Genomic DNA, 22,924 nt, shown 5'->3' with positions numbered 1-22,924 from the left:
GGTTCAATCGAAGGGGCCGTCGAGCGCGGCGAGGCCGAAGCCGCCGCGGCCGACCTCGTTGCCGAGATAGGCGAGGTAGACCTGGCCATCGACGGCGAAGACGTGGGGGTAGCTGATCATCTGCGCATCCCAGCCCTCGTCCGATACGTCGATGCCGCAGCGGGCGTCGTCGCGGGTCCAGTGGAGGAGATCCGTGCTCCAGGCGTAGCCGATCCGGTAGCCGCGCTCATGGCTGCGAAAGCCGGCGCTGTAGCGGTAGCAGAAATGCATGTGGTAGCGCCCGCCCGCCTCGAAGACGTCGGGGCTCGCCTGGGCTTCGTCCGCCTCGATCCGCGGCGGGATCAGGTCGCGGTTCGCCTTCGTCCAGGACAGGCCGTCGGGCGAGGTCGCCATCCGTATCCGGTAGACCGGCTCCGGACGGCCGTCGACCATCTTCCACGAGCGGCCTGCAATGTAGAACAGGTACCAGGCATCGCCGAAGCGCCGCACCTTCGGTCCGCTCATGACGAAAGGCTCGTCCGGCGAGTAGGGCAGGATCGGGCCGGGTCCCAGGCGTTCGAAGCGGCGGCCGCCATCGCGGCTCACGGCGCAGCCGATCGCCGTGTTGAAGGGAACCGAGACGCAGCGCGTCCATCCCGCGTAATAGGCGCGGACCTCCGATCCCGTCCGGATGACCGAGACGGGATAGGTCCCGAACTCGTCGAACGTGCCGGTGCCGCCGAGCGGCAGGATCGGTTCGTCCGCTACGCCGCGGATCTTGAACAGGTCGCTCCGGTCGAGATCGACATAGGCGCTGTAGCTCACGTACCGGCCGTCGGCATCGGGATCCGGCCGGCAGGAGAAGTACATCCTCACGACGTCGTCGCAGACGAGGGCGCAGGGCGCCTGTGCGAAGGATCTCAGCCAGGGCCTGCCGCCGACGGCCGCGGGATCGAAGACGCGTCCGAGTTTGCGCCAGCGGGGCAAAGGCTGTCCTCCTTCTCGATGAGGTCGTAGCCGTCCGTCAGCATGGTCCGGAGCGACGCGCGCGGGTTGAACATCAGGACGTCGAGGATCGACAGCCACGGGACGAAGGGATGCCCGGCCTGACCATAGGCGAAGGGCCGGCTGCGCAGGAAGCGCAGGGAGATCCCGCGTTGGGCGAAGGCGGCGGGATCGTAGAGCGTCGTGCCGCCGATCGGGTTGATGTAGGTGGAAGCCCCCAGCCGCTCGCAGATGTCGAGCACGCGATCCTGCCGGCGCAGCTCCGTGCCGCCTTCGATCTCCGATGCGATGCGGATCGGCGTGTCGATCGCCAGATGCGCGCAGGTCCGGACGAGGGCATATCTCAGGTGATCGAAGAGATTGTCGCCCTCGAAGCGCAGGACCGCCTCGACCAGGGGCATCGTCTCGTCGAAGGACGGCGCGCGTCGGTAGGCCTGCGCGATCTGGGCGCAGAGCCTGTCGGGAGCGTAGCTCGCCGCGACCCGCCGCTCGCGGATGTCGAGTTCGTCGCGATCCTTCTCCAGGGGCAGGGTGAAGACGATGGGCTCGCCGTCGCGCAGGAAGCGGTTGCGGTTGATCCAGCCCTTCTTGGTGTATTTCACCGTATCGTAGATCACGAAGACATCGACGGCCGCGATCAGCTGGAAGTAGCCGATATAGGGAAGCAGGTAGGGCTGCATGATCGCCACGGCGGGCGAGCCACCGGTGGCGCAACCCTTGGCGCAACCCGTGGCGGACGTCATGGATTCGCGATCCGCCGGATGATGCGCGCGACGATCGCCTCGTCGAGATCCGGATAGATCGGGAGGCACAGCACGGACTCGGCCGCCGCGGCCGCCACGGGAAGGTGCTCCCGCCGGGCCGAGGGGAGGGTCCGATACATCGGATATTCCGAGATGAGGGGATAGAAATAGCGCCGCGGATGGATGCCGTCGCGCTTCAGCGCCTCGTTCAGCGCGTCGCGGCTGATCGGGTAATCGGGGCCGAGAAGGATCGGGAAATACGCGTAGTTGGCGGTATCCTCCCCGCTATCCTCCAGGCAGCGCACGCCGCGAACCTGGCGCAGCCCCTCCCGATAGGCCGCGTCGATGGCCTGCCGCCGCGCATGTGCCGCATCGACATAGTTGAGCTGCACGAGGCCCAGCGCCGCGTTCATCTCGCTCATCTTGCCGTTGAGGCCGACATCCACCACCGATGTCTCGCCATCGTGACCGAAGTTCTTCAGCTTGTCGATCTGATCTTTCCGGGCCGGATCGGCACAGATGATGGCGCCCCCCTCGAAGGTGTTGAACACCTTGGTGGCGTGGAAACTCAGGACCGACAGATCGCCGTAATTCAGGACGCTGCGGCCCTTGCGGCGCACGCCGAAGGCATGGGCCGCGTCGTAGATCACCTTGAGCCGGTGCCGGCGGGCGATCGCGTCGATCGCCTCGACGTCGCAGGGATGCCCGTAGCAATGGACGGGCAGGATCGCGCTCGTGCGCGGCGTGATGGCGTCTTCGATCCGGGCCGGATCGAGGTTCAGTGTCCGTGGGTCCACGTCGACGAAGACGGGGGTTAGGCCGCTCCAGAGCAGGGCGTGGGAGGTCGCGACGAAGGAATACGGGGTCGTGATCACCTCGCCGGACAATCCCAGCGACCGCAAACCCACGATCAGCGCAGTGGTCGCGTTGTTGCACAGGGCGACCTGGGGGACGCCGAGATGGTCCCTGAGGCGCCCTTCGAGCTCTCGGTGATAGGGGCCGCCATTGGTCAGCACCCGCGTCTGCCAAATGCGTCGCAGAAGCGGTTCGACCTCGTCGAACGGTGGCAGGAAGGGGCGCGTCACGAAGATCGGTTCGCCCGCCGTCGTCTCGCTGGCGCCGTCGCTCACCGGATTGTCCGCCGCGGCGGAAGATTCCGCGGACGTGTCGAGGATGCGTGCGAATTCCTGCTCGAGCCGCCGGAGGGTCGCCAGGGCCGGGTCGATCGGCGCGCCCTGCGAAGCCGGCTCGGAGGTGCCGTCGGGATCGGGGGCGGAATTATGCGGCGCGGCTTGCATCGACCCAACGCCTCCACATGGCGCGGAAGGCCTCGCCGACATCGGCGGCCAGGCGCGCGTGATTCATGAGAGGGCTGGCGAGCATGCGCTCGCGCAGTCCCGACCGGATATCCCGCAATCTATCGGGATCCCGTGCGAGGGCCAGCGCGCAGGCGGCATAGGCCTCCGGGGTCTCGGCGGCCAATTCCGCGAGCCCGACGGCCGTCAGGACGGCCACCCCCGTGCGCGCGACCGCGCTCTCGCCCTGCAGGGCGATGAAGGGGACGCCCATGTAGAGCGTGTCGCAGCTCGTGGTTCCGCCATTGTAGGGGAAGGAATCGAGGGCGATGTCGATCTGGTGATAGAGCTCGAAATAGCCCTTCGAGACACGCGGATGCAGGCGCACCCGATCGAGCGGCAATCCGGCCCTCGCGAGGCGCTCCTCGACCTGCGCCAGAATGTCCGGCTCGCCGACATCGGCGACGACCATGAAGAGGCGCGCATCGGGAAGCGCCTGGAGCATGCCGGCCCATGTCTCCAGGGCCCGGTCGCTGATCTTCTCGAAGCGGTTCAGGACCCCGAAGGTGACGTAGCCGTTGTCCTCGAAGGGCGGGCGGTCACGGACCGCGGGAACGTCGCCCCGCATCTGGTAGGTCGCCGACACACCCGGCAACCGCCACACATTCTCTGTGTGCAGGGCCTCCGACCGGCCGGGCAGGTCGTGCACGCCGTCGGTGAGACGGTAGTCGATGGCGCGCAGGCCCGTCGATGCGGGATGACCGATCCAGGTGACCTGAACCGGTGCCGGCTTGCGTGCGAAGATCAGCAGCCTGTGGCCGGAACTGTGGCCCGACAGATCGACGAGAATGTCGATCGCGTCCGCCTCGATGAGATCCGCGGCCGCGTCGTCGCCCAGGCCGGAGATGTTGTGCCAGCCATCGAACAGCGTGCCGAGGCGCGCCGACACCTCGTCCTCGTGAGAGTGGGTCATGTAGGCGCGGACATCCATCGATGACCGGTCCAGATGTTCCAGGAAGGGTTCGATGAACCGGGCGACGGCATGCGTGCAGAAGTCGCCGGAGACGAAGCCGATCCGCAGCCGCCGCTCGGGGTCCCGGTCATGCGCGAACGGGCGCCGCCGCAGGAGGGGGTCGGCGAAGAGGGTGCCGAAGATCCGGGCGTCGGAGGCGTAGTCGGCGGCCGGAACGGCCTCGGCATAGAGCTTCGCGAACAGCCGGTTGGAATAGGCGATGACGTTGAGGGGCTGGAGAGCGAGGGCGCGGTCGAAGCTCCCGATCGCCTCGGCCAGGTGGCCGAGGCTCTTCAGGCTGCAGCCGAGATTGATGTGGGCGCCGACGCAGCCGGGATCGAGCGCGATGGCCTGCTGCGCATGGCTCATCGCCAGGCCATGTCGCGAGACCCGCTGGAGCACGCCGGAGAGGTTCGAATGCGCGATGGCGAGATTCGGAGCGAGGCCGATCGACTTCTCCAGCGCCCAGACGGCACCGCCGTTGTCGCCCATCGTGATCAGGAGTGCGCCGAGGCTGGCGAAATAGACGGCGTTGTCCGGCTCCCGGTCGATCACGATGCTGAAGAGATCGAACGATTGCTGCAGGCGGCCGGTCTGCGCGGCGACGGCGGCCGCGAGATAGATCGCGCCGGAATGCGTCTCGTCGAGGGAGAGGACGAGATCCGACAGGGCCTCCGAGGCGGTGAAATCGCCTTCCTTGAGGCGGGCCTGCGCCAGGGAGAAGGCGTGATCGACGACGTCCTTGAGGGTCGCTCGCGATTCGTCGTCGGACACGCCTCGGTCGCGGAAGCTATCCATCAGGGAACGTGCTTCTCCGATACGGCCGACCTCCAGAAGCGCGCCGGCGAGGGCGAACCAGTGGGCGGGCCGTTCGGGAGCGGCCCGGAGGGCGGCGACGAAATGCGGGATCGCCGGCCCGGGACCATCGACCTTACAGGTCAGGACGCCGAGCTGGTAATGCGCACCCGCATCGCCCGGTACCCGTTCGAGGGCGAGCTGAAGGTTGCGGTTCGCCTTGTCGAAGCGGCCGGCCGCGAGATGCGTGGCCGCCTTGGCGAGATAGCGGCCCACGGGTTCCATGGCGCGAGGGCGCTCGACCGTGCGCATTCTGCGATGTTCGAGCATATCCGTCCCTTCACATGGAGAAAGGTTACGAACATCACGGTTAAGAGGTCGTTAATGCGTGACCATCAGTGCAGACCCGATCAAACCACCGTCGTGACACGAACAATTCTTCGTAACGCCGTGAACGATCGGCACGCAACTTGGCCGTGGTCGAGACGCCGCCGGCTCCGATGCGGCGCGGCCCGCCTGGTCCATCGCGCCGGAGCGGCAGGCCGCTCCCGCGCCGGCGGCGCTCAGCGCACGCGCGGAAACACCTGCTCGGCGAAGCGCCGCATCTCGGCCTCGAAGGGCTGGAACTGCAGCATGAACAGGTCGATGCCGGCGGCGTGGAAGGCGCGGATGCGCGCGGCGACCGTCTCGTAGCTGCCGACGAGCCCCGCCGCCGTGCCGCCATTGGTGCCCACATGGCGCGAGGCGGCGGCGTCGGTCTTGGCGAACATCACGCTCGCCGCATCGGTGCGCGATCGCGTGTCGGCCCGCAGGGCCTCGTCGCGATGAGCGAGACCGAGGAGACGGGCATGCTCGGCCTCGGCCTCGTCGTCCGTCTCGCGGGCGACGACGAAGGCCGAGAGGCCGTAGCGCAGGGGCGCGTTGGCGGCGGGACGGCGCACGACGTCGGCGATCAGCGCCGCGACATCGTCTAGGGGCTGACCGTTGATGAACCAGACATCGGCCCGCTCGGCCGCGAGGGCGCGGGCCGGCTCGGATTCGCCGCCGAGATAGATCGTCGGACGCGGCCGGAAGGTCCCCGCCGGCCGCAACCGGTAATCCTCCATCCGGAAGTGCCGGCCCGCATGGGTGACGCGTTCGCCGCGCATCAGCCGGTCGACGAGGCCGATCCATTCGGCGCCGTAGGCGTAGCGGTCGTCATGGGCCGGGAAGGGCAGGCCGGCCCGCTCGAACTCCGCCCGGTTCCAGGCATTGACGAGGTTGAGGGCGAACCGCCCCTGCGCAATGTGCTCGATCTGCAGCGCCATCTTGGCGAGGACGGCCGGGTGGTAGAGCCCCGGCTTGATCGCCGCGATGATCTCGATTCGCCGGGTGAGGGCCGCCAGCGCCGCCGAGGCCGTCCAGGCTTCCAGCTGGTCGCGCGCGTCGTCATAGGGGTTGGCGGTATGCTGGGCGACGAGGACCGAATCGAAGCCCAAAGCCTCCGCCTCCAGGACCAGGGCGCGGTTGCGCGCCCAGCTGGCGTCGTCGGGCTCGTCCGGATCGTGATGGGAGGCGCGCGAGCCGTGGACGGCGGCCCAGATCCCGAAGCGGGGTGCATGGCTCATGGTCAGCCCGCCCGCTCCACGGAAGGCTGCCAGATCCTCACCGAGGTCGCGTCGAGCTTGCGCGGGATCAGCTTGGCCTCGAGGAACGTGTCGGCGATGTCCTGCTGCTCGCCGAGTTCCGCGCGCAGGACCGGCGTGACCGCGTAGGTCCGGCGCCGGTTCACCGTGGCGACGACGTCCGGCGACAGGTCGCCCCAGATCGGGGCCAGCAAGGCCGCCGCCGCCTCGGGCTCCGCCTTCACCCAGCGGCCCGCCTCCACCAGGGCGTCGTAGACCGTGGCGACCACCTTCGGGTTCTCGGCAACGAAACTGTCGTTGGCGAGGTAGTAGCGATGGTAGCTCGACAGGCCGGTGGCGTCGGCCAGCACCCGCACCGGGCGCTTGGACTGCGCGATGGCGAGGAAGGGGTCCCAGATCACCCAGGCATCGAGACTGCCCTGGCCGAAGGCGGCGAGGCCTTCCGGTGCCTGGAGATAGGCCGGCTTGATGTCGGAGAAGCCGAGACCCGCATTCTTCAGGGCCGCCGCCAGGATGAAATGGCAGCCGGAGCCGCGCGACACGCCGACCGTGCGCCCTTTCAGATCGGCGATGGTGCGGATCGGCGAGTCCGCCGGCACGATGATCGCCTCGGCCGAAGGCGCGCCGACCTCGCGGGCGTAAAAGGTGAGCGGCGCGTCGGCGGCCTGGGTGAAGATCGGCACCGCATCGGCGACATCCGCGTGGAGATCGACCGCACCGGCATTCATCGGCTCGATCACGCTGGTGAACAGGTGCCAGGACGGCGCGAATCCGAGCGGCTTCAGGCGCTCGTCGAGCGTCCCCTTCGTCTTCAGGATGGTGAGCAGGGTCGAGGACCGCTGATAGCTCAGGCGGACGACGCGCTCGGCGGCGTGGAGCGCCGGCATGCCGAGGGGGAGGGCGGCCGCGACGGCGGCGCCCGCTCTCAGCAGGCGGCGTCGGGACAGCAGGTCGTCGGTCATGGTCGTCTCCCGAGCCGCGAGCGGCCCGCTTTCAGGATGAAATCGTCGGGCAGGATGGGATCGTCGGGAATTCGGCCGCGGGTCAGGCGGCGGCGTAGCTGAGATAGGCGACCATCATCTCGGCCACGGCCCGGTGGGCGTAGTCGGAGACGCTCTCGCCGCCATCCACCGGGAAGGCCTCGACGACGCGGCGCCCGCCGAGCACTTCGGACAGTTCCTCGGGCATCAGCCCGTTCTCGATGGCCGCGGCCACCGCCGCCCCGCCATAGGCGCGGCGGAAGTGCCTCTGCGCGATGGCGCCCGCGAAGGCCCCGGAGCCAGCCGTTTCAAATCTCGCGTCGTGATAACCCATGACCGTGAACCCCATTCGCCAGAAACGTCCCATGATGAGCACCGCCGAGATCGGCGGGACATGTCGGGTCGCAGCAGCGAATGTGTTCGGGATAGAGGATCTTCATTTCGCCCTCGCATCGGCGACAGGCCGATAGACTTGATGACGAGCGAGACTATAGGCGCACACGCACGAAATGTGCTTCCAAATGTCATGCTTTCGGAAGGCGGGACCTCTCGCCGACGCCGCCGTTCGGAAAAGTTCCTGATCCCGGCGCTCGCCGCCGCCGCGGCGGCGTCAGTGGGCGTCGCCCGCCGCGGCGCCGGGGACCGGTGCGTCGGGGGCCTCGTCGCGGGCGCCGACGAAGCGGCCGAACAGGCGCCCGAGGAGGTTGCCGAGGCTGTCCATCAGCAGGAACACCGCCGGCACGAAGACCAGCGAGAGCAGGGTCGAGACGATGAGGCCCGAGATCACCGCCACCGCCATCGGCGCGCGGAACTCGCCGCCGATTCCGAGCGCCATGGCCGAAGGGACCATGCCGGCCGCCATGGCGATGGTGGTCATGACGATGGGGCGCGCCCGCTTGCGGCCGGCATCGACGATGGCGGTGACCCGGTCGACGCCGCGCGCCATCTCCTCGACGGCGAAATCCACCAGCATGATCGCGTTCTTCGTCACCAGCCCCATCAGCATGAGGATGCCGATGACCACGGGCATCGAGATCGGCATGTTGAGGATGAGGAGGCCGAGGATCGCGCCGCCGATGGAGAGCGGCAGCGAGAACAGGATGGTGAGTGGCTGCAGGAACGAGCCGAACAGCAGCACCAGCACGGCATAGACCATCATGATCCCGGCCCCCATCGCCAGGAGGAAGCCGGAAAAGACCTCGCCCATGATCTCGGCATCCCCGGTCTGACGGATGGTGACGCCCGGGGGCAGGGACTTCGCGGTCGGCGTCTCGAGGGCCTGGGCGATGAGCGAGCCGAGGGCGTCCGAGCCCTCCATATTGGCCTCCACCGCCACGCGGATCACGCGGTCGTAGCGCTCGATGGCGCCGGGGCCCTGGTCGAGCTCGATATCGGCCACTGCCGCCAGCGGCACGGCGGTGCCGTTCTTGGCCGGGACCTTGAGGTTCTCTAGCCGCGAGACCGCGCCGCGGGAGGATTCGGGGAGCTGCACACGGATCGGGATCTGGCGGTCGGCGGCGTTGAACTTGGCGAGGTTCAGGCCGATATCGCCGATCGTGCCGACCCGGACGGTCTCCGCGATGGTGTCGGTGGAGACGCCGAGATCCGCCGCCGCGCCCTCCTTGGGGCGGATCCGCACCTCCGTGCGGTTGAGCGGCGCCGTCGACATCACCGAGACCAGATGGGGGATCGCGGCCATGTCGCGCTGGAGGCGGGCGGCCACCTCCGCCACCACTTCGGCATCGGGGCCGCCGACCACCAAAGCGAGGTCGCGCTGGCCGCTGTCGCGCAGGGACCAGGAGCGGATGTCGGGCTCCTCGGCCAGCAACGCGGCGATCTCGGTCTCCACCGCCGCCTGCTTCCTCGCGCGCGCGTTCTTCGGGGTGAGGTTGACGATGAGGGTGGCGAGCCGGGTCTCCTTCTTGCCGCCGACCTGGCGACCGCCATCGACGAAGACCGAGGTGACTTCCGGCAGGGAGCGGATGCGCTCGACGACGCGGTCGGAGACCGAGACGGTGTCGGCGAGCTTCGCGCCGGGGGCGAGCTCCACCATGAACAGGGTGCGGGCATTGTCCTGCTTCGGCACGAAGCCCGAGGGCAGCAGCCCGGTGGAGGCGAGCGATCCGGCAAACAGCGCGAGGCCGACGATCAGCGTGATCACCCGGTGGCGCACCGACCAGCCGACCAGCCGGCCGTAGGTCCGCATCACCCAGCCCTCGCGCTCTTCCGTGTGGGCATGGTCCCGCAGAAAATAGGCGGCGAGCATCGGCGTGATCAGCCGCGCCACCAGCAGCGACATGAACACCGAGACGGCGATGGTGAGCCCGAACTGGATGAAGTAGCGCCCGGCGATGCCGCCCATGAACGAGACCGGCGCGAACACCGCGATCAGCGTCGCGGTGATGGCGATGACGGCGAGCCCGATCTCGTCGGCGCCCTCGAGTGCCGCGCGGTAGGCGGATTTGCCCATCCGCATGTGCCGGACGATGTTCTCGATCTCGACGATGGCGTCGTCCACCAGGATGCCGGTGACGAGGGTGATGGCCAGCAGGCTGATGCCGTTGAGGGTGAAGCCGAGGGCGTCCATCGCCCAGAAGGTCGGGAAGACCGAGAGCGGCAGGGCCACCGCCGCGATGAGGGTGGCGCGCCAGTCGCGGAGGAACAGGAACACCACGATGACCGCGAGCACGGCGCCCTCGATCAGCGTGTGCATGGCCGAATCGTAGCTTCCGATCGTGGCCGAGACCGAGGAATCGATCGTCTCGAACTCGAGGGCGGGATAGGTCTGCCGGAATTCCGCGATGCGCTTCTCGACGCCCGCCGCCACCTCGGCGTCGCTGGCGCCCGAGCCGCGCGACACCGCGAAGGCGACCACCGGCTCGCCGTTGAAGCGGGCGAAGGTACGCGGCTCCTCGATGGAATCCTGCACCAGGGCGAGGTCGTCGAGACGGACCTTGCGGCCGCCCGGCAGGACGATGGAGGTCGCCTTGAGGTCGCGCAGGGTGCGGGAGGCGGCGAGCGTCCGGATCGACTGCTCGCGGCCGCCGACCTCGCCGCGCCCGCCCGCCATGTCGGCAGAGGTGAGGCGCAGCTGGCGGTTCACGTCGGCCGCGGTGATGCCGAGGGCCAGGAGGCGGTCGGGCTGGAGCACGACCCGCATCTCACGCGCCACGCCGCCGACGCGCTCGACGCCGCCGACGCCCTTCACCCCCTGGAGGGAGCGGGCGATCTTGTCCTCCACCAGCCAGGACAGGTCGGCGGGGGTCATGGCCGGCGCCTTCACGCCGTAGATCAGGATCGGCAGGCCGGCGATCTCGACGCGGCTGATCACCGGCTCGTCGATGGTGCGGGGCAGGTTGATGCGGATCTTGGAGATCGCGTCCTTCACGTCGTTGACGGCCCGGTCGGTGTTCACCTCGAGGCGGAACTCCACCGTGGTGACGGACGAGCCTTCGGTGATCGCCGAGGTGATGTGCTTGACCCCGCGCACGCCGGCGATCGAATCCTCCACCCATTTCGTCACCTGGGTCTGGAGTTCGGACGGGGCCGCGCCGGACTGGGTGATCGCCACCGAGACGATGGGCACGTCGACATTGGGCATGCGCGTGACGGCGAGCCCCCGGAAGCTCACGAGGCCGAGCACGATCAACACGAGGAACAGGACCAGAGGGCCGATCGGCTTGCGGATCGCGTAGGCCGAGACGTTCAGGCGCATGGGGCGACTCGGTGGGGGTTACGTTCAGGGTTCATGGGCTGTCCGGCCGATCGCACCGGCCCCTTCATGGAAGGCTCGCCTGCTCACGCAGCGTGGAGCCCGCCGGCGCGTCTCCCTTCCCCCTCTGCGGGAGAGGGTGGATGCACGCGGCGCCCGTTCAGGGCGTGCCCGCCTCGGCGGATGCCCGCGGGGAGGGGGCAGTGGCGACGGCCGGCACCGGTTCGGCGACGGGGATCGCACGAACCCGGTCGCCGTCGCGCAGGAAGCTTCCGGCGCGCGCGACCACAGCCTCGCCGTCGTCGAGGCCGGCGCGGATCTCGATGTCGTCGTCGTCGGAGAGGCCGGTGCGGACGGCACGCGCCTCCACGATCCCGTCCGAGACGACGAGGACGCTGCTGCGCTTGGGGCCGCCATAGAGGACGGAGGCCTGCGGCACGGTCACGCCGCGGGTGCGGGCGATCTCGATGGCGCCCCGGGCGAAGGTGCCGATGCGCAGGCGCGGATCGGGATCGAGGCGGACGCGGACCTTGCCGAGGCGGCTCGCCTTGTCGACCTCCGGATAGACGGCGCGCACGCTGCCGCGCACGCGCTCGCCGTCGGGGAGCTCCATCGTGGCGGGCGTGCCCTCCTTGAGCAGCGGCAGCTTGGTCTCGATGACCTCGCCTTCGAGCTCGATCTCGCCGCGCGCGATCAGACGGAACAGGGGCTCGGCGGAGGACGAGGCCGCCATGCCGACGCGGGCGGTGCGGCGGTTGACGATCCCGGCCTCTGGGGCGCGGATCTCGGTGCGGGCGAGGCGCAGGTCGAGCTCGTCGCGCAGAGCCTTCGCCTGGGCGAGCTCGGCTCTCGCGATGACGAGGCCGTTGCGGGCGAAGGCGAGCTTGCCTTCCGCCTGGCGCAGGGTGGCGGTGCGCCCTTCCATGATCGCCGCCGTGCCGTTGCCGCTGGTGAGGAGCTGCCTCGCGCGGTCGAAGGACAGGCGCGCCTCCGTCTCGGCGGCCTCCGCCTGCTCGATGCTGCTCTGGGCCTGCGGCACGGCGGCGGTGGCCTTGTCGACGAGGGCGTTCTGCTGGGCGATCTGCCGGTCGATCAGGTCGCGGGAGAGCCGCGCCAGGACCTGGCCGCGCTCCACCCGCATGCCTTCCTCGACCAGGACCTCGGTGACCCGGTAGCCCTCGATCTCGGGGGTCACCAGGATCTCGTCGCGGGGGACGAGGGTGCCGGTGACGACGACCTGCTCGACGATCTCGCGGCGCTTGGCCGCGACCACGCTGACGGCGGGCATCAGCTTGGTCGCGACGGGAATGGGCGCGACCTCGGCTCGAGCCGGCAGCCCGAGGCAGAGACCGAGATACAGGCCGGGAATCGCGAAGCCGGCGGCTCTGGAGACTGTCTTCATCGGCTCGCCCCTCCGTCGGGTTTCGAGGATTTCGACAACCGGCCCGCGAGGCCGGCATCGATGACGGCATGGAGCTGGGCCACGGCGGGGGCTGGATCGTAATCCGGCGTCAGGGCCCGGTTGACGATGATGCCCTTCATCAGCGCGTCCATCGTCTCGTAAAGCGAAGCGGGGTCGCACTCTCCCGAGGTGGCGAGCCCCGCCAGCAGGTCGATGAAGAAGGCGCGGCCCTCCTCCTCGAACCGCTCGTGCATGGCGGCGATGGCGGGGTTGCGGGTCGCTTCCGACCAGAGGTCGAGCCGAAGGATCGCCACCTCGCGCGGGATTTCCGCGAAATGCTGGGCGATGATGCCGGTGAGGATCATCCGCCGGTCGCCGGCCCGGGCGAGGTCCGCGACGAGGGCGGCACCGCGGGCGCGTTCGTGCTCGGCGAGCCCGAGGACGACCGCCTCCTTCGACTTGAAGTAATGGTAGATGTTGCCGGCCGTCATGCCCGCCTGGCGGGCGAGGTCCTGCATCGTCGTGCGGTGGAAGCCGTTGCGGACGAAGCAGGTCTCGGCGGCGTCGAGGATGTCCTGGCGCCGGGTCGACGGGTTGCTCCGGGCCTCGGCGAGGGCGCCGGCGCTCACGAGGTCGACCTCTCGCCGGCGACGGGGGCGGCCCCGTCCGCCGGGACCATCCCGCACGACCGGGCCTGCAAGGACTGGCCATGCGCGCCGAGATCGGCGCAGACCCGCGCCTGCCAGCCGTCCGACCCCGAACCGGTCCAGCCGACGAAGGCGAGCCAGCCGACGAGGATCAGCAATCCCGGCAGAAGATTGGAGGGCCTGCAGGCCGAGCGGATCGAGGCCAGGACAGGCATGACGCCCCGTCCGCGAGGCGCGTCGACATCGTCATACCAGCCCATCTCGCCCATCGCGGCCTCCTGTCCCGATCACATTTATTGAACGTTCATTCATGTGTCAATGAACGTTCATTCAATGGCTTTCGACAGGCCCGCCCGCACGCCGCCTCGACAGGAGGCGGGCCGCCCCTATGTTGCCGTCGATGCGCCTCCTCATCCTGACAGCTTCCCTGGTTTCCTTCTCGGCCCTCTCCGCCCTGCCGGCCCAGGCCGATGCGTGCGGGGATCTCATCGACCGCGTAGTGGCCGAGACGCAATCGACCGTCGTCAACCGCACGGTCGATTTCGCCGAGATGTCGGCCGCCGACGGGATGACCCTGACCCTGGCCTGCGGCGACCCGTCCGCGGTGGGCGTGCAGTTCAGGGGCGAGACACCGGGCGATTCCTACTACGCCCTGTTCGGCCGGGCCGGCCGGATCGCCACCGGCATCGCCCCGGACCTGATCGAGGCTGCGGCGCGGCGCGCCCGCGGGGAGGCGGTGACCACCCGCCACAGCCATGCCGACGCGGCCACGGCCCTCGTCACCTGCTCGGTGACGAACGGAAGCCGCGGCCCGATGACGGGCTGCGCCGTGGTCGACAAGGGCCAGCGCTGACGGCTCGTGAACCGCCGTGAAGGCGGGCGGTGCGGGATCGTTAAGGCCATGTTAACCATGAGCCGACGATCGTTCATCCGATGGACCAGCGGTCTGCCGATCCGACCGAGGAGCCGATGGGCCGCACGATCCTCGCCAGCCGCATCTTCGCCTTCTGCCTCGTCTGCGCCCTTGCGGGATCGCCGGTTCTGGCCCAGGAACCGCTCCTCCTGAGAATCAGGCCCTCCGATGCCGCCCCGGCCGAGATCGGCGCGGGCGGAGGGATGCCCTCGGCCGAAGAGGTGGCACGGGCCCGTGCCGCCCGCGAAGCGGTGTGGGAGCGGGCCGACCGCCGCGCCCGCATCGCCATCGCCTCCGTCTGCACCGGCTGCCTCCAGCCGGAGCGGGCCGCCCCTCGATCGCGCCCGGACGAGATCGCCGTCCGGGGGCAGAACGCGCCCTCCGAAACGCCTGACGCCGAAGTGCCGGTCTCGACCGGCACCGTCGCCCAGCACCCAACCAGCCAGACAGGTAGTCCATGACCCAGTCGCATCCCACCAGCGGCGCCGAGCCGGATCCGGCCTGCCCGGTCTCCCTCGACCTCCTCGGCGCGGTCTACCGCGCCGAGCCCGAGGACCTGCCCGAAATCCTCGCGGAGATCCCTCCGACCACCCGCGCGAAGCTCGCCGTCTACCTCTACGGCAAGAGCCACATGCACCAGCTCGGCCTGTCGGTGGCCCGCGCCTGCGAGCGCGACGACCTCGTCCGTGTCGCCGGAGAGATCGGCTCGGTCGTCCACGGCCAGGCGCAGATGAAATCCGCCCGCCCGGCGGCCCAGGGCCCCGCCGCGGCCCCGGCCCCGCGCAAGATCAGCCTCGGCGGGTCGGCCCCGAAGAAGATCAGCCTCGGCGGGTCGGCCGGAAAGTCGCGCTCCTTCGACTGAACGGCGCGCACGTTCGCGTGATCGCGAGGCGGCGAAGGGCTTTCGACCGAGGTCGCCCTTTCGGCCCGGCCAAGCCGCGTGGCATAAGCGCGGCCATTGTGCCCGTGGGCACAGAGAGGGATGACATGTTCGGTGCGTGGTGGAAGCTCGGCATGGACGCGACCCTGCTGGCGATGGAATCGCAGCAGGTGATCGGCCTCCGCCTCGCCAAACTCTCCCTGGGCGGGCCGGCCGCGCAGGTCGAGGTCCAGCGCATGGTGAGCGAGAAGATCATGGCCGCCAACGAGGCGGCCATGCTGATGGCCACCGGCGGCTCGACCCAACGTGTGGTCGCCGGGTATCGCCGGAAGGTCCGCGCCAACGCACGGCGCCTGTCGAAGGCCTGATCCGGCCTCGCTGCGGCGCAGCATTAACCGAGCATTAACCAACCTCCGCTTCCATCGGGGTCACCACCCACGAGGAGAGCGCGTATGAACCCCTTCGAACAGCAGGTGCGCGAGCGCGCCTATTACATCTGGGAAGGCGAGGGCCGAGTGTTCGGCCGCGCCGACGAGCATTGGCTGATGGCCGAGGCCGAGCTGCGCCCGGTGACCGTTTCGGCTCCCGTCTACGTCCAGAATCCAGCCGCCGATCTCAGCCTTGCACCGAGCCCGGCCAAGGTCCTGAAGCCGCGCGCCTCGCGCAGCGCCGGCGCTGCCGCCAAGGCCGTCTCGGAGACGTCCGTCGCCGCGAAGTCGGAGACCGCCCCGCGCCAGGCCAAGGCCGCTGCAACGAAATCCACTGCAACGAAGACCGCTTCGGCCAAGGCGGCCGCCGCCCCGAAGGCGACCAAGGCCGCAGCGAGCAAGACGGTTTCGAGCAACGGCGCGTCCACCAAGCCCCGCGCCATGTCCAAGCCGCGCGCCGCCGCGATGGAATCCGCCGCCACCGTCCACTGACGCCGAGCGGTCCCGGTTCGAGCCCGCCGCCCCATCCGGGGCGGCGGGCTTCTCCTTGTGCGGCACCGTCAGGTTCAGGCGCCGCACCGCCCCTCGATCCGCCACAGGCGGAGCGCCACGACCATCGCCAAGGCGAGGAGCACGGCGTTGAACCCTGCCACATGCGCGAAGCCTCGACCCCCGCAGGACGGAACGTGGCGCCAACCTTTGCCGTTGTAACCATGAGAGGCCGATTCGCGCCGACGTCCCGGCCGAAGTCCGGCCGATGCTTTCGAGGTCCGCCATGAAGACCGTCCTGCCCGCCCTCCTCGCCCTGACGATGGCAGCCGCGCCGCTCACGGCCCAGGCGGGCTCCGGCCCGTATCGCGAGCGTCCAATGGTTCGCGACATCGACTCCACCGGCGGCATCACCGTCGGCGGCCGTGCCCCCTGGAACCAGGCATGGGAGTACGACTCGGGCAGCGACAACGATCGCCGGCCGGAACTGCCCTATTATCAGCAGGGCCGCGGCCAGCAGACCGGAGGTCCGGCCCGCAACCTGCTCCCCGATGACGGGCTCCATATCTTCCCGCGCTGAAGCGGCATTCTGGAACCGATCTGCATCCCACACATGACACAAATGCGTCAAAACCGACCGCCGGCTATGGATAGTCGGCGAAAGGGGCTGGCGGAGACGAACGTCTTCGCGTAGCCAACCGCCCGGGGAAAACGGCCCCGAGTGACGGAACGCAGACCATGCCCCAGCAGGCCCAGTCGAGCTTCGATTCTCAGCGTCCTTGCGAGCGCATGCCGCTCCAGGATCAGGTCGAGGCCGCCGTCCAGGACGGCACGACCCCGATCAGCCGGCTGCTCCGGCTCATGTTCGCCGTCGACGCGGACGCCACCGCCAACGAGAACCTGCGCCTGCGCCTGCGCGCGCGCATCGGCGCCCCGCGCAGCGTCTGATCACCTCCGGGCCGACGCCCTATCGCCGCCTGTGCTTAGCCTGGCGTTGCGGGCGTGCCATGCAGGTCATGTAGATCTGCCGTCCGAGCGCGTAGAGCCCGATCCCGTTCGGATCGGGTGTCACGAAGACCTTGGCCCGCGCCTCGTTGCGGCAGGCCGCATCCTGCGGGCTCTTGATCGGCGCCTCGGCGCGCGCCTGGGACGCGGCTCCCAACAATCCCACAGCGACCATACCGGCGATCCAGCTTCCTCGGCGGCGCGCCTCGCTCTTCGCGCCTGTTCCGGCCGTTCCGCCCATGATTCTCGCTCCCCCTCGTTACGGTGAAGGTAGGGCGGATCGACGGGAAATCTCATACGTATTGTGCACTTATCCCGGGCTCATGATCGCATCGCCGGACGGTCCGCTCACGGCATGATCCAGAGGCAGGACGGCTCGTCCTTCACCGCGAGGCATTCGAACGGCGCCCCGCCGATCATGGCGCGGTGCTCGGCCGCGCCGACGCGGTCGCGGGCGACGGTTCGGCAACCGGGATGGCCGGGCAGCGCGGCCAAGGCCTGGTCATGGTCGGACTGAGTCTGCCCCATCAGCACGCGCAGGCTCACCAGGGTCTCGCAGGCCACGACCTCACGCCGGGCATCGTCGGCCCTCGCCGCACCCGCCGCCAGCGCGAGGAGACATGCGGCTCCCCATCTCGTCGATCGCATCATGGCGGCGTCCCCCAAGCCAGGTCGTGACACGGGCATGTAGGGCGCTCGCGACGCGCCGGGAGCCTCGGCGACGTCGCATCACGACTTGGACGCATCACGGTCTGGACTTGCCGGGCGGCGTCTTCGCGGGAGGCGTTTTCTTGGGCGCGCGTGCGGGATCGGCGGGGACGACCGTTCCCGCGATGGTCCAGGAGCAGATGCTGGTCCCGGTGACGCCGACGCAATCGTAATCGTTGCCGTTGAGCGCGGCGTGGTCGGTGATGGCGTTGACCGTGTCCCGGCCGAGCAGGCTGCAGCCGAGATGGTCGGCCTTGGGATCGGCGAGCGTCGCGGCCGCCTTCTTCGCATCGCCCTCTGACTGGCGCAGCAGAAGACGGAGATTGGCCAGCGACGGGCAGCCGATGGCGGGCGCCGAGGCCATGGCGGTAGCGGGGGGCAGCGGGGCGGGAGTCTTCGCCGTCTGCGCCTGGGCGAGTGTTTGACCCTGGACGAGCGAACAGGCCATCCCGGCGAGGACGGGCAGGACCGCCGGATGGCGCAGGCGGAAGCCGATCCTCGATGCCGCGTCGCTCATGCCGCCCGCCTCGCCTTGGCATAGCGCTTCACCGCCCGCTCGCGCCGGAGCCGTGACAGGCGCTCGATCCAGAAGATGCCGTCGAGCTGGTCGATCTCGTGCTGGAGGCAGGCCGCCTCGAACCCTTCCGACTCGATCTCGTGCCCGGTCCCGTCGAGGTCGTCGTAGCGCAGCCGTACCGTCACCGCCCGCTCCACGGTATCGGACACGCCCGGCATCGAGACGCTGCCCTCGGTCTGGGGGGCCGTCTCGGGCGAGGCGAAGACGATCTCCGGGTTGACGTAGAGCGTGGCCGGCATGCCGGGTTCGAGCCGCAGGGCCACCACCCGGGCGAGCCAGCCCACATGCGGCCCGGCGAGGCCGATGGCGGAGACGCGGATCAACGCCGCCACGAGGGCATCCGCCTCCCGCCGCAGGGCGTCGTCGAACACCGTGACCGGCTCGGCCCGCAAACGCAGCCGGGGATCGGGATAGAGGATCAGCGACTGGACCGGCACGGGGCAAGGGACCTTCCGAGGGAGCCGGGCCGTGGATACGCGATCGATCGGGCGGTGTTCAAGGGAGGCATCAGCCGCACGTGCCGATGGGTCTGGCACGGTGGACGGTGTCGCCCCGCACCACCCCACCTTCCGCTTCCGCACGCCATGCCGTAAACGCGCGGGATCGTCTCCAAGGTATCCGCGCACCCATGATCCGCCTCGAAAAAATCGGCAAGCAGAACGGCCGGCAGATCGTCTTCATCGAGGCGTCGGCCGCGCTCCAGAAGGGCGAGAAGGTCGGGCTCGTCGGGCCGAACGGCGCCGGCAAGACCACCCTGTTCCGGATGATCACCGGCGAGGAGGAGCCCGACGAGGGCCAGGTCGCCACCGACCGGGGCATCACCATCGGCTATTTCAGTCAGGATGTCGGCGAGATGGCCGGCTGTTCCGTGGTCTCCGCCGTGATGGACGGGGCCGGCCCGGTGAGCGTCGTCGCCACCGAGCTGAAGCAGATCGAGGCCGGCCTCGCCGATCCCGACCGGATGGACGAGATGGACGCCCTCGTCGAGCGCTACGGCGAGGTCCAGGCCCGGTTCGAGGAGCTCGACGGCTACGCCCTGGAGGGCCGCGCCTACGAGGTGCTGGCGGGGCTGAGCTTCAGCCAGGAGATGATGGACGGCGATGTCGGCAAGCTCTCCGGCGGCTGGAAGATGCGCGTGGCGCTCGCCCGCATCCTCCTGATGAACCCCGACGTGATGCTCCTCGACGAGCCCTCCAACCACCTCGACATCGAGAGCCTGATCTGGCTCGAGGCCTTCCTCAAGAACTACGAGGGCGCCCTGCTGATGACCTCGCACGACCGCGAGTTCATGAACCGCATCGTCTCCAAGGTCATCGAGATCGACGGCGGCACGCTCACCACCTATTCGGGCGATTACGTCTTCTACGAGCAGCAGCGGGCCCTCAACGAGACGCACCAGCAGGCGCAGTTCGAGCGCCAGCAGGCGATGCTCGCCAAGGAGATCAAGTTCATCGAGCGGTTCAAGGCCCGCGCCAGCCACGCCGCCCAGGTGCAGAGCCGGGTCAAGAAGCTCGACAAGATCGAGCGGGTGGAGCCGCCCAAGCGCCGCCAGTCGGTGGCCTTCGACTTCCTGCCGGCGCCGCGCTCGGGCGACGACGTCGTCATCATCAAGAACGTGCACAAGCGCTACGGCAGCCGCAGCATCTACGAGGGGCTCGATTTCTCCATCCGCCGCCGCGAGCGCTGGTGCGTGATGGGCATCAACGGCGCCGGCAAATCCACGCTGCTGAAGCTCGTGACCGGCTCGACCCAGCCCGACGACGGCAGCATCGCGGTGGGCGGCAGCGTCAAGCTCGGCTATTTCGCCCAGCACGCCATGGACCTGCTCGACGGCGACCTCACCGTGTTCCAGGACCTGGAGGCCAGCTTCCCGCAGGCGGGGCAGGGGAGCCTGCGCGCGCTCGCCGGCTGTTTCGGCTTCTCCGGCGACGATGTGGAGAAGCGCTGCCGCGTGCTCTCGGGCGGCGAGAAGGCCCGCCTCGTCATGGCCAAGATGCTGTTCGACCCGCCGAACTTCCTCGTCCTCGACGAGCCCACCAACCACCTCGACATGGGCACGAAGGAGATGCTCATCACGGCCCTGGCGAATTACGAGGGCACGATGCTGTTCGTGAGCCACGACCGCCACTTCCTCGCCGCCCTGTCGAACCGCGTCCTCGAACTCACCGCCGACGGCATCCACCAATATGGCGGCGGCTACACCGAATACGTGGCTCGCACCGGCCAGGAGGCGCCGGGCCTGAGGAGCTGAGCGGGGACGGGCGCTCAGCTGGTGCCCCGTCTTTTCTCCGGCGCCCCTTTCCCGGCCGCCTGGCGCGAAGCGGACGATGAGCCGGGACCCGGCGCAAGACGCGCCGCGCCGGCGGCCCGCCGCAACCGGCTTGGAGGTTCGGACTTGGAGGTTCGGACGCTTCGCGCGTTCTTGTGCTAGCCCCCGGATCGGGTTCCGCCTCGCTCCACCCGTCCGGGGACGGGGCGCGTATGGAGAACAGGAGCCCGGACAACCGCATCCGATCCCCCCCAGGAGACCGACCATGGATGCCAAGCTCGCGGATTTCGTCAGGTCGGCGGCGGCGCAGGCCCGGAGCAAGGCCCGCGCGTTCGGCGCGTCGTCGTCGAAGGACGCGCTGCCCTGGGCGGTGATCGAGGCCTTCGATGCCGATGTGCGCGGCCATGTGGAGCGCGACCGCCGCATCGAGGAGGAGCGTGACCGGGTGCTCATCGCCGCCGTCGATTTCGCCGAGACGCCGCCGGAAGAGGGCGAGGAGGCCGTCGAGGCCGCGCGCCACGCCCTCATCGATGCGATCGACTATCTCGAACAGGCCGTCCTGCGCTTCGGCACCGTCAACCGCCAGGGGGCCAGGCTCGGCTACGGCGAGGCGGGGCAGAGGGTGGCGGCGAAGACCTGACCGGGGATCAGCGGAACAGGCCGGTGATCCAGTAGGAGCCCGCCGCGATGAGGGCGGCGGCGGGCAGGGTCAGCACCCAGGCGACGACGATGTTGCCGGCGACGCCCCAGCGCACGGCCGATGTCCGGCGGGCGGCACCGACGCCGACGATGGCGCCCGTGATGGTGTGGGTGGTCGAGACCGGCACGCCGAGCCAGGTCGCGAGGAACAGGGTGATGGCGCCGCCGGTCTCGGCGCAGAACCCCTGCATCGGGTTCAGCCGGGTGATCTTCGAGCCCATCGTGTGGACGATGCGCCATCCGCCGAGCAGGGTGCCGAGCGCCATGGCCGACTGGCAGGCCAGCACCACCCAGAGCGGCACGTGGAAGTCGCCGCCGAGATGGCCCTGCGAATAGAGCAGCACCGCGATGATCCCCATGGTCTTCTGCGCGTCGTTGCCGCCATGGCCGAGGGAATAGAGCGAGGCCGAGACGAATTGCAGGAGCCGGAAGCTCCGGTCGACGCCGAACGGCGTGGCCCGCCGGCAGGCCCAGGATACGATCAGCACGAGGAGGAGAGCCAGCAGGAAGCCGAGGAGCGGCGAGAGCACGATGGCCGCGATCGTCTTCGACAGGCCGGACCAGACCACGACGTCGAGGCCCGCCTTGGCCGTTCCGGCCCCCACGAGGCCGCCCACCAGGGCGTGCGAAGAACTCGACGGGATGCCGAGCACCCAGGTGGCGATGTTCCAGGCGATGGCGCCGATGAGCGCGCACAGGATCACGCGCGGATCGATGATGCCGGCATCGACGATCCCGGTGCCCAGCGTCTGCGCCACGTGGAGGCCGAAGAACAGGAACGCTATGAAGTTGAAGAAGGCGGCCCACAGGACCGCGTATTGCGGGCGCAACACCCGGGTCGAGACGATGGTGGCGATGGAATTGGCCGCGTCGTGCAGCCCGTTGAGGAAGTCGAAGAACAGTGCGATGGCGATGAGGCCGGCCAGGGCCGGCAGCGCGAGCGAGGCGGCGTCCATGCCGGTCACACGTTCTCGATCACGATGCCGCTGATCTCGTTGGCGACGTCCTCGAACCGGTCGACCACGTCTTCCAGGTGCCCGTAGATCTCGGCGCCGATGAGGTAGGCCATGGTGTCGCCGTCGCCGCCATCCTTGCGATGCGCCCTGTAGAGGGCCTTGAGGCCGCGCTCCTGCAACTCGTCCGAGCGCCCCTCGACGCGGGTGATCCGCTCGGTGAGGGTGTTGATCCGGCCCGCATGGGTCCCGACCGCGCTGAGGAGGGGGATCGTCTCGGCCGTGAGCCGGGCCGCCTCGATCACGGTCTCGCCCATCTCGCGCATCAGCGGCTCGAAGCTGCGCACCTCGTAGAGGGCGATGGTCTTCACGGTCTTGTTCATCTGGTCGATGGCGTCGTCCATCGACTGGATCAGGTCCTTGATGTCGCCCCGGTCGAAGGGGGTGATGAAGCTCCGCCGCACGGCGAGCAGCACCTCGGCGGTGATCGCGTCGGCCTCGTGCTCGCGATCGACGATGACCTGGCAGTGGCGCGGCACGTCCTCGCCGCCCTCCAGCACCTTCTGGAGCGCCTCGGCACCGGCGACGAGGGTATGGGAATGGCGTTCGAACAGATCGAAGAAGCGGTCTTCCCGCGGCATCAGCGCCCGAAACCAGCCCAGCATCCGGCGCGTCCCCTTTGCTCCGACGACGGGCACGCCCGCACGGGATTGCAGGCTACATGAACCCTCGCGGCGGCGTCACCATCAGGAACCCGCCTTCCGGTAACGCTTTCGTGGCGGGTCCGGTACCGGATTCCGGCGCATGG

General features: G+C 69.3%; 26 protein-coding genes. 9 read left to right on the top strand and 17 right to left on the bottom strand.

The window, feature by feature from the left end; all coding sequences use genetic code 11:
* Nucleotides 1-3: 3 nt before the first annotated feature.
* The 11 genes from ACFQ4G_RS16440 to ACFQ4G_RS16390 form a co-directional block, all read right to left on the bottom strand.
* Nucleotides 4-966, bottom strand: coding sequence for a glycosylase (locus ACFQ4G_RS16440; RefSeq protein WP_238208657.1), 963 nt, complete (start codon nucleotides 964-966; stop codon nucleotides 4-6).
* Nucleotides 900-1,727 carry a WbqC family protein gene (locus ACFQ4G_RS16435; RefSeq protein ID WP_238208658.1) on the bottom strand — a complete coding sequence of 276 codons (828 nt, stop codon included), beginning with the start codon at nucleotides 1,725-1,727 and terminating at the stop codon, nucleotides 900-902. The genes ACFQ4G_RS16440 and ACFQ4G_RS16435 overlap by 67 nt, the downstream gene beginning before the upstream one ends.
* Nucleotides 1,724-3,025 (bottom strand): DegT/DnrJ/EryC1/StrS family aminotransferase, encoded by a 1,302-nt coding sequence (locus ACFQ4G_RS16430; RefSeq protein WP_238208659.1) that lies wholly within the window; start codon nucleotides 3,023-3,025, stop codon nucleotides 1,724-1,726. The genes ACFQ4G_RS16435 and ACFQ4G_RS16430 overlap by 4 nt, the downstream gene beginning before the upstream one ends.
* Nucleotides 3,006-5,159 (bottom strand): tetratricopeptide repeat protein, encoded by a 2,154-nt coding sequence (locus tag ACFQ4G_RS16425; protein WP_238208660.1) that lies wholly within the window; start codon nucleotides 5,157-5,159, stop codon nucleotides 3,006-3,008. The genes ACFQ4G_RS16430 and ACFQ4G_RS16425 overlap by 20 nt, the downstream gene beginning before the upstream one ends.
* A 233-nt stretch (nucleotides 5,160-5,392) precedes the next feature.
* Nucleotides 5,393-6,436 (bottom strand): LLM class flavin-dependent oxidoreductase, encoded by a 1,044-nt coding sequence (locus tag ACFQ4G_RS16420; protein ID WP_238208661.1) that lies wholly within the window; start codon nucleotides 6,434-6,436, stop codon nucleotides 5,393-5,395.
* 2 nt (nucleotides 6,437-6,438) lie between these two features.
* Nucleotides 6,439-7,416, bottom strand: coding sequence for an aliphatic sulfonate ABC transporter substrate-binding protein (locus tag ACFQ4G_RS16415; RefSeq protein ID WP_238208662.1), 978 nt, complete (start codon nucleotides 7,414-7,416; stop codon nucleotides 6,439-6,441).
* An 82-nt stretch (nucleotides 7,417-7,498) separates the two neighbouring features.
* Nucleotides 7,499-7,768, bottom strand: a complete 270-nt coding sequence (locus tag ACFQ4G_RS16410; RefSeq protein ID WP_238208663.1) for a hypothetical protein — start codon at nucleotides 7,766-7,768, stop codon at nucleotides 7,499-7,501.
* Nucleotides 7,769-8,044: 276 nt separating this feature from the next.
* Nucleotides 8,045-11,149, bottom strand: a complete 3,105-nt coding sequence (locus ACFQ4G_RS16405; protein ID WP_379040621.1) for an efflux RND transporter permease subunit — start codon at nucleotides 11,147-11,149, stop codon at nucleotides 8,045-8,047.
* A gap of 157 nt (nucleotides 11,150-11,306) precedes the next feature.
* Nucleotides 11,307-12,548 (bottom strand): efflux RND transporter periplasmic adaptor subunit, encoded by a 1,242-nt coding sequence (locus ACFQ4G_RS16400; protein WP_379040619.1) that lies wholly within the window; start codon nucleotides 12,546-12,548, stop codon nucleotides 11,307-11,309.
* The gene (locus tag ACFQ4G_RS16395) at nucleotides 12,545-13,177 is read right to left on the bottom strand and encodes a TetR/AcrR family transcriptional regulator (RefSeq protein WP_238208665.1); all 633 of its coding nucleotides are present in this window, start codon (nucleotides 13,175-13,177) and stop codon (nucleotides 12,545-12,547) included. The genes ACFQ4G_RS16400 and ACFQ4G_RS16395 overlap by 4 nt, the downstream gene beginning before the upstream one ends.
* Nucleotides 13,174-13,464, bottom strand: coding sequence for a hypothetical protein (locus ACFQ4G_RS16390; protein WP_238208666.1), 291 nt, complete (start codon nucleotides 13,462-13,464; stop codon nucleotides 13,174-13,176). The genes ACFQ4G_RS16395 and ACFQ4G_RS16390 overlap by 4 nt, the downstream gene beginning before the upstream one ends.
* Before the next feature lie 119 nt (nucleotides 13,465-13,583).
* On the opposite strand from ACFQ4G_RS16390, the gene ACFQ4G_RS16385 reads away from it, so the two are divergent.
* The 7 genes from ACFQ4G_RS16385 to ACFQ4G_RS16355 all read left to right on the top strand — a co-directional run bounded on the left by ACFQ4G_RS16385 (nucleotide 13,584) and on the right by ACFQ4G_RS16355 (nucleotide 16,853).
* Nucleotides 13,584-14,048 (top strand): hypothetical protein, encoded by a 465-nt coding sequence (locus ACFQ4G_RS16385; RefSeq protein ID WP_379040617.1) that lies wholly within the window; start codon nucleotides 13,584-13,586, stop codon nucleotides 14,046-14,048.
* 80 nt (nucleotides 14,049-14,128) lie between these two features.
* The gene (locus tag ACFQ4G_RS16380; protein ID WP_238208668.1) at nucleotides 14,129-14,569 is read left to right on the top strand and encodes a hypothetical protein; all 441 of its coding nucleotides are present in this window, start codon (nucleotides 14,129-14,131) and stop codon (nucleotides 14,567-14,569) included.
* The gene (locus tag ACFQ4G_RS16375) at nucleotides 14,566-14,970 is read left to right on the top strand and encodes a hypothetical protein (RefSeq protein ID WP_238208669.1); all 405 of its coding nucleotides are present in this window, start codon (nucleotides 14,566-14,568) and stop codon (nucleotides 14,968-14,970) included. The genes ACFQ4G_RS16380 and ACFQ4G_RS16375 overlap by 4 nt, the downstream gene beginning before the upstream one ends.
* A gap of 125 nt (nucleotides 14,971-15,095) precedes the next feature.
* Complete coding sequence (locus ACFQ4G_RS16370; RefSeq protein ID WP_238208670.1) at nucleotides 15,096-15,356, top strand: hypothetical protein; 261 nt, start codon at nucleotides 15,096-15,098, stop codon at nucleotides 15,354-15,356.
* An 84-nt stretch (nucleotides 15,357-15,440) separates the two neighbouring features.
* A complete protein-coding gene (locus ACFQ4G_RS16365; protein WP_238208671.1) occupies nucleotides 15,441-15,908 on the top strand; it encodes a DUF2934 domain-containing protein in 468 nt (155 codons plus the stop codon).
* A gap of 283 nt (nucleotides 15,909-16,191) precedes the next feature.
* Nucleotides 16,192-16,485, top strand: a complete 294-nt coding sequence (locus tag ACFQ4G_RS16360; protein WP_238208672.1) for a hypothetical protein — start codon at nucleotides 16,192-16,194, stop codon at nucleotides 16,483-16,485.
* Nucleotides 16,486-16,643: 158 nt separating this feature from the next.
* Nucleotides 16,644-16,853, top strand: a complete 210-nt coding sequence (locus ACFQ4G_RS16355; RefSeq protein WP_238208673.1) for a hypothetical protein — start codon at nucleotides 16,644-16,646, stop codon at nucleotides 16,851-16,853.
* Between the two features lie 19 nt (nucleotides 16,854-16,872).
* On the opposite strand, the gene ACFQ4G_RS16350 is transcribed toward ACFQ4G_RS16355, so the two are convergent.
* The 4 genes from ACFQ4G_RS16350 to ACFQ4G_RS16335 form a co-directional block, all read right to left on the bottom strand.
* Nucleotides 16,873-17,151, bottom strand: a complete 279-nt coding sequence (locus ACFQ4G_RS16350; protein ID WP_238208674.1) for a hypothetical protein — start codon at nucleotides 17,149-17,151, stop codon at nucleotides 16,873-16,875.
* A 107-nt stretch (nucleotides 17,152-17,258) separates the two neighbouring features.
* Nucleotides 17,259-17,561: a hypothetical protein gene (locus tag ACFQ4G_RS16345; RefSeq protein WP_238208675.1), complete on the bottom strand. Its 303-nt coding sequence runs from the start codon at nucleotides 17,559-17,561 to the stop codon at nucleotides 17,259-17,261.
* A gap of 94 nt (nucleotides 17,562-17,655) precedes the next feature.
* The gene (locus tag ACFQ4G_RS16340) at nucleotides 17,656-18,135 is read right to left on the bottom strand and encodes a hypothetical protein (protein ID WP_238208676.1); all 480 of its coding nucleotides are present in this window, start codon (nucleotides 18,133-18,135) and stop codon (nucleotides 17,656-17,658) included.
* On the bottom strand, nucleotides 18,132-18,632 hold the full coding sequence (locus tag ACFQ4G_RS16335; RefSeq protein WP_238208677.1) for a peptide deformylase: 501 nt from the start codon (nucleotides 18,630-18,632) through the stop codon (nucleotides 18,132-18,134). The genes ACFQ4G_RS16340 and ACFQ4G_RS16335 overlap by 4 nt, the downstream gene beginning before the upstream one ends.
* Before the next feature lie 191 nt (nucleotides 18,633-18,823).
* Between ACFQ4G_RS16335 and ACFQ4G_RS16330 the strand changes: the two genes are divergently transcribed.
* The gene (locus ACFQ4G_RS16330) at nucleotides 18,824-20,446 is read left to right on the top strand and encodes an ABC-F family ATP-binding cassette domain-containing protein (RefSeq protein WP_238208678.1); all 1,623 of its coding nucleotides are present in this window, start codon (nucleotides 18,824-18,826) and stop codon (nucleotides 20,444-20,446) included.
* A gap of 283 nt (nucleotides 20,447-20,729) precedes the next feature.
* Nucleotides 20,730-21,104, top strand: coding sequence for a hypothetical protein (locus tag ACFQ4G_RS16325; protein ID WP_238208679.1), 375 nt, complete (start codon nucleotides 20,730-20,732; stop codon nucleotides 21,102-21,104).
* 7 nt (nucleotides 21,105-21,111) lie between these two features.
* Here the strand turns inward: ACFQ4G_RS16325 and ACFQ4G_RS16320 are convergent, their stop codons facing one another.
* Nucleotides 21,112-22,119, bottom strand: coding sequence for an inorganic phosphate transporter (locus ACFQ4G_RS16320; protein ID WP_238208680.1), 1,008 nt, complete (start codon nucleotides 22,117-22,119; stop codon nucleotides 21,112-21,114).
* 5 nt (nucleotides 22,120-22,124) lie between these two features.
* Nucleotides 22,125-22,781, bottom strand: coding sequence for a DUF47 domain-containing protein (locus ACFQ4G_RS16315; protein ID WP_238208681.1), 657 nt, complete (start codon nucleotides 22,779-22,781; stop codon nucleotides 22,125-22,127).
* Nucleotides 22,782-22,924: the final 143 nt, after the last annotated feature.

The organism is Methylobacterium marchantiae, assembly GCF_042679825.1.
Classification (GTDB): Bacteria; Pseudomonadota; Alphaproteobacteria; order Rhizobiales; family Beijerinckiaceae; genus Methylobacterium; species Methylobacterium marchantiae.
This window is presented reverse-complemented; position numbering and strand designations above follow the sequence as displayed.

Excerpts from the sequence above, each read along its gene's own strand:
- ACFQ4G_RS16435 (WP_238208658.1), bottom strand. The coding sequence starts at position 1,727 with ATGACGTCCGCCACGGGTTGCGCCAAGGGTTGCGCCACCGGTGGCTCG.
- ACFQ4G_RS16430 (WP_238208659.1), bottom strand. The coding sequence starts at position 3,025 with ATGCAAGCCGCGCCGCATAATTCCGCCCCCGATCCCGACGGCACCTCC.
- ACFQ4G_RS16425 (WP_238208660.1), bottom strand. The coding sequence starts at position 5,159 with ATGCTCGAACATCGCAGAATGCGCACGGTCGAGCGCCCTCGCGCCATG.
- ACFQ4G_RS16420 (WP_238208661.1), bottom strand. The coding sequence starts at position 6,436 with ATGAGCCATGCACCCCGCTTCGGGATCTGGGCCGCCGTCCACGGCTCG.
- ACFQ4G_RS16415 (WP_238208662.1), bottom strand. The coding sequence starts at position 7,416 with ATGACCGACGACCTGCTGTCCCGACGCCGCCTGCTGAGAGCGGGCGCC.
- ACFQ4G_RS16410 (WP_238208663.1), bottom strand. The coding sequence starts at position 7,768 with ATGGGTTATCACGACGCGAGATTTGAAACGGCTGGCTCCGGGGCCTTC.
- ACFQ4G_RS16405 (WP_379040621.1), bottom strand. The coding sequence starts at position 11,149 with ATGCGCCTGAACGTCTCGGCCTACGCGATCCGCAAGCCGATCGGCCCT.
- ACFQ4G_RS16400 (WP_379040619.1), bottom strand. The coding sequence starts at position 12,548 with ATGAAGACAGTCTCCAGAGCCGCCGGCTTCGCGATTCCCGGCCTGTAT.
- ACFQ4G_RS16390 (WP_238208666.1), bottom strand. The coding sequence starts at position 13,464 with ATGGGCGAGATGGGCTGGTATGACGATGTCGACGCGCCTCGCGGACGG.
- ACFQ4G_RS16385 (WP_379040617.1), top strand. The coding sequence starts at position 13,584 with ATGTTGCCGTCGATGCGCCTCCTCATCCTGACAGCTTCCCTGGTTTCC.
- ACFQ4G_RS16380 (WP_238208668.1), top strand. The coding sequence starts at position 14,129 with ATGGACCAGCGGTCTGCCGATCCGACCGAGGAGCCGATGGGCCGCACG.
- ACFQ4G_RS16375 (WP_238208669.1), top strand. The coding sequence starts at position 14,566 with ATGACCCAGTCGCATCCCACCAGCGGCGCCGAGCCGGATCCGGCCTGC.
- ACFQ4G_RS16370 (WP_238208670.1), top strand. The coding sequence starts at position 15,096 with ATGTTCGGTGCGTGGTGGAAGCTCGGCATGGACGCGACCCTGCTGGCG.
- ACFQ4G_RS16365 (WP_238208671.1), top strand. The coding sequence starts at position 15,441 with ATGAACCCCTTCGAACAGCAGGTGCGCGAGCGCGCCTATTACATCTGG.
- ACFQ4G_RS16360 (WP_238208672.1), top strand. The coding sequence starts at position 16,192 with ATGAAGACCGTCCTGCCCGCCCTCCTCGCCCTGACGATGGCAGCCGCG.
- ACFQ4G_RS16355 (WP_238208673.1), top strand. The coding sequence starts at position 16,644 with ATGCCCCAGCAGGCCCAGTCGAGCTTCGATTCTCAGCGTCCTTGCGAG.
- ACFQ4G_RS16350 (WP_238208674.1), bottom strand. The coding sequence starts at position 17,151 with ATGGGCGGAACGGCCGGAACAGGCGCGAAGAGCGAGGCGCGCCGCCGA.
- ACFQ4G_RS16345 (WP_238208675.1), bottom strand. The coding sequence starts at position 17,561 with ATGATGCGATCGACGAGATGGGGAGCCGCATGTCTCCTCGCGCTGGCG.
- ACFQ4G_RS16340 (WP_238208676.1), bottom strand. The coding sequence starts at position 18,135 with ATGAGCGACGCGGCATCGAGGATCGGCTTCCGCCTGCGCCATCCGGCG.
- ACFQ4G_RS16330 (WP_238208678.1), top strand. The coding sequence starts at position 18,824 with ATGATCCGCCTCGAAAAAATCGGCAAGCAGAACGGCCGGCAGATCGTC.
- ACFQ4G_RS16325 (WP_238208679.1), top strand. The coding sequence starts at position 20,730 with ATGGATGCCAAGCTCGCGGATTTCGTCAGGTCGGCGGCGGCGCAGGCC.
- ACFQ4G_RS16320 (WP_238208680.1), bottom strand. The coding sequence starts at position 22,119 with ATGGACGCCGCCTCGCTCGCGCTGCCGGCCCTGGCCGGCCTCATCGCC.
- ACFQ4G_RS16315 (WP_238208681.1), bottom strand. The coding sequence starts at position 22,781 with ATGCTGGGCTGGTTTCGGGCGCTGATGCCGCGGGAAGACCGCTTCTTC.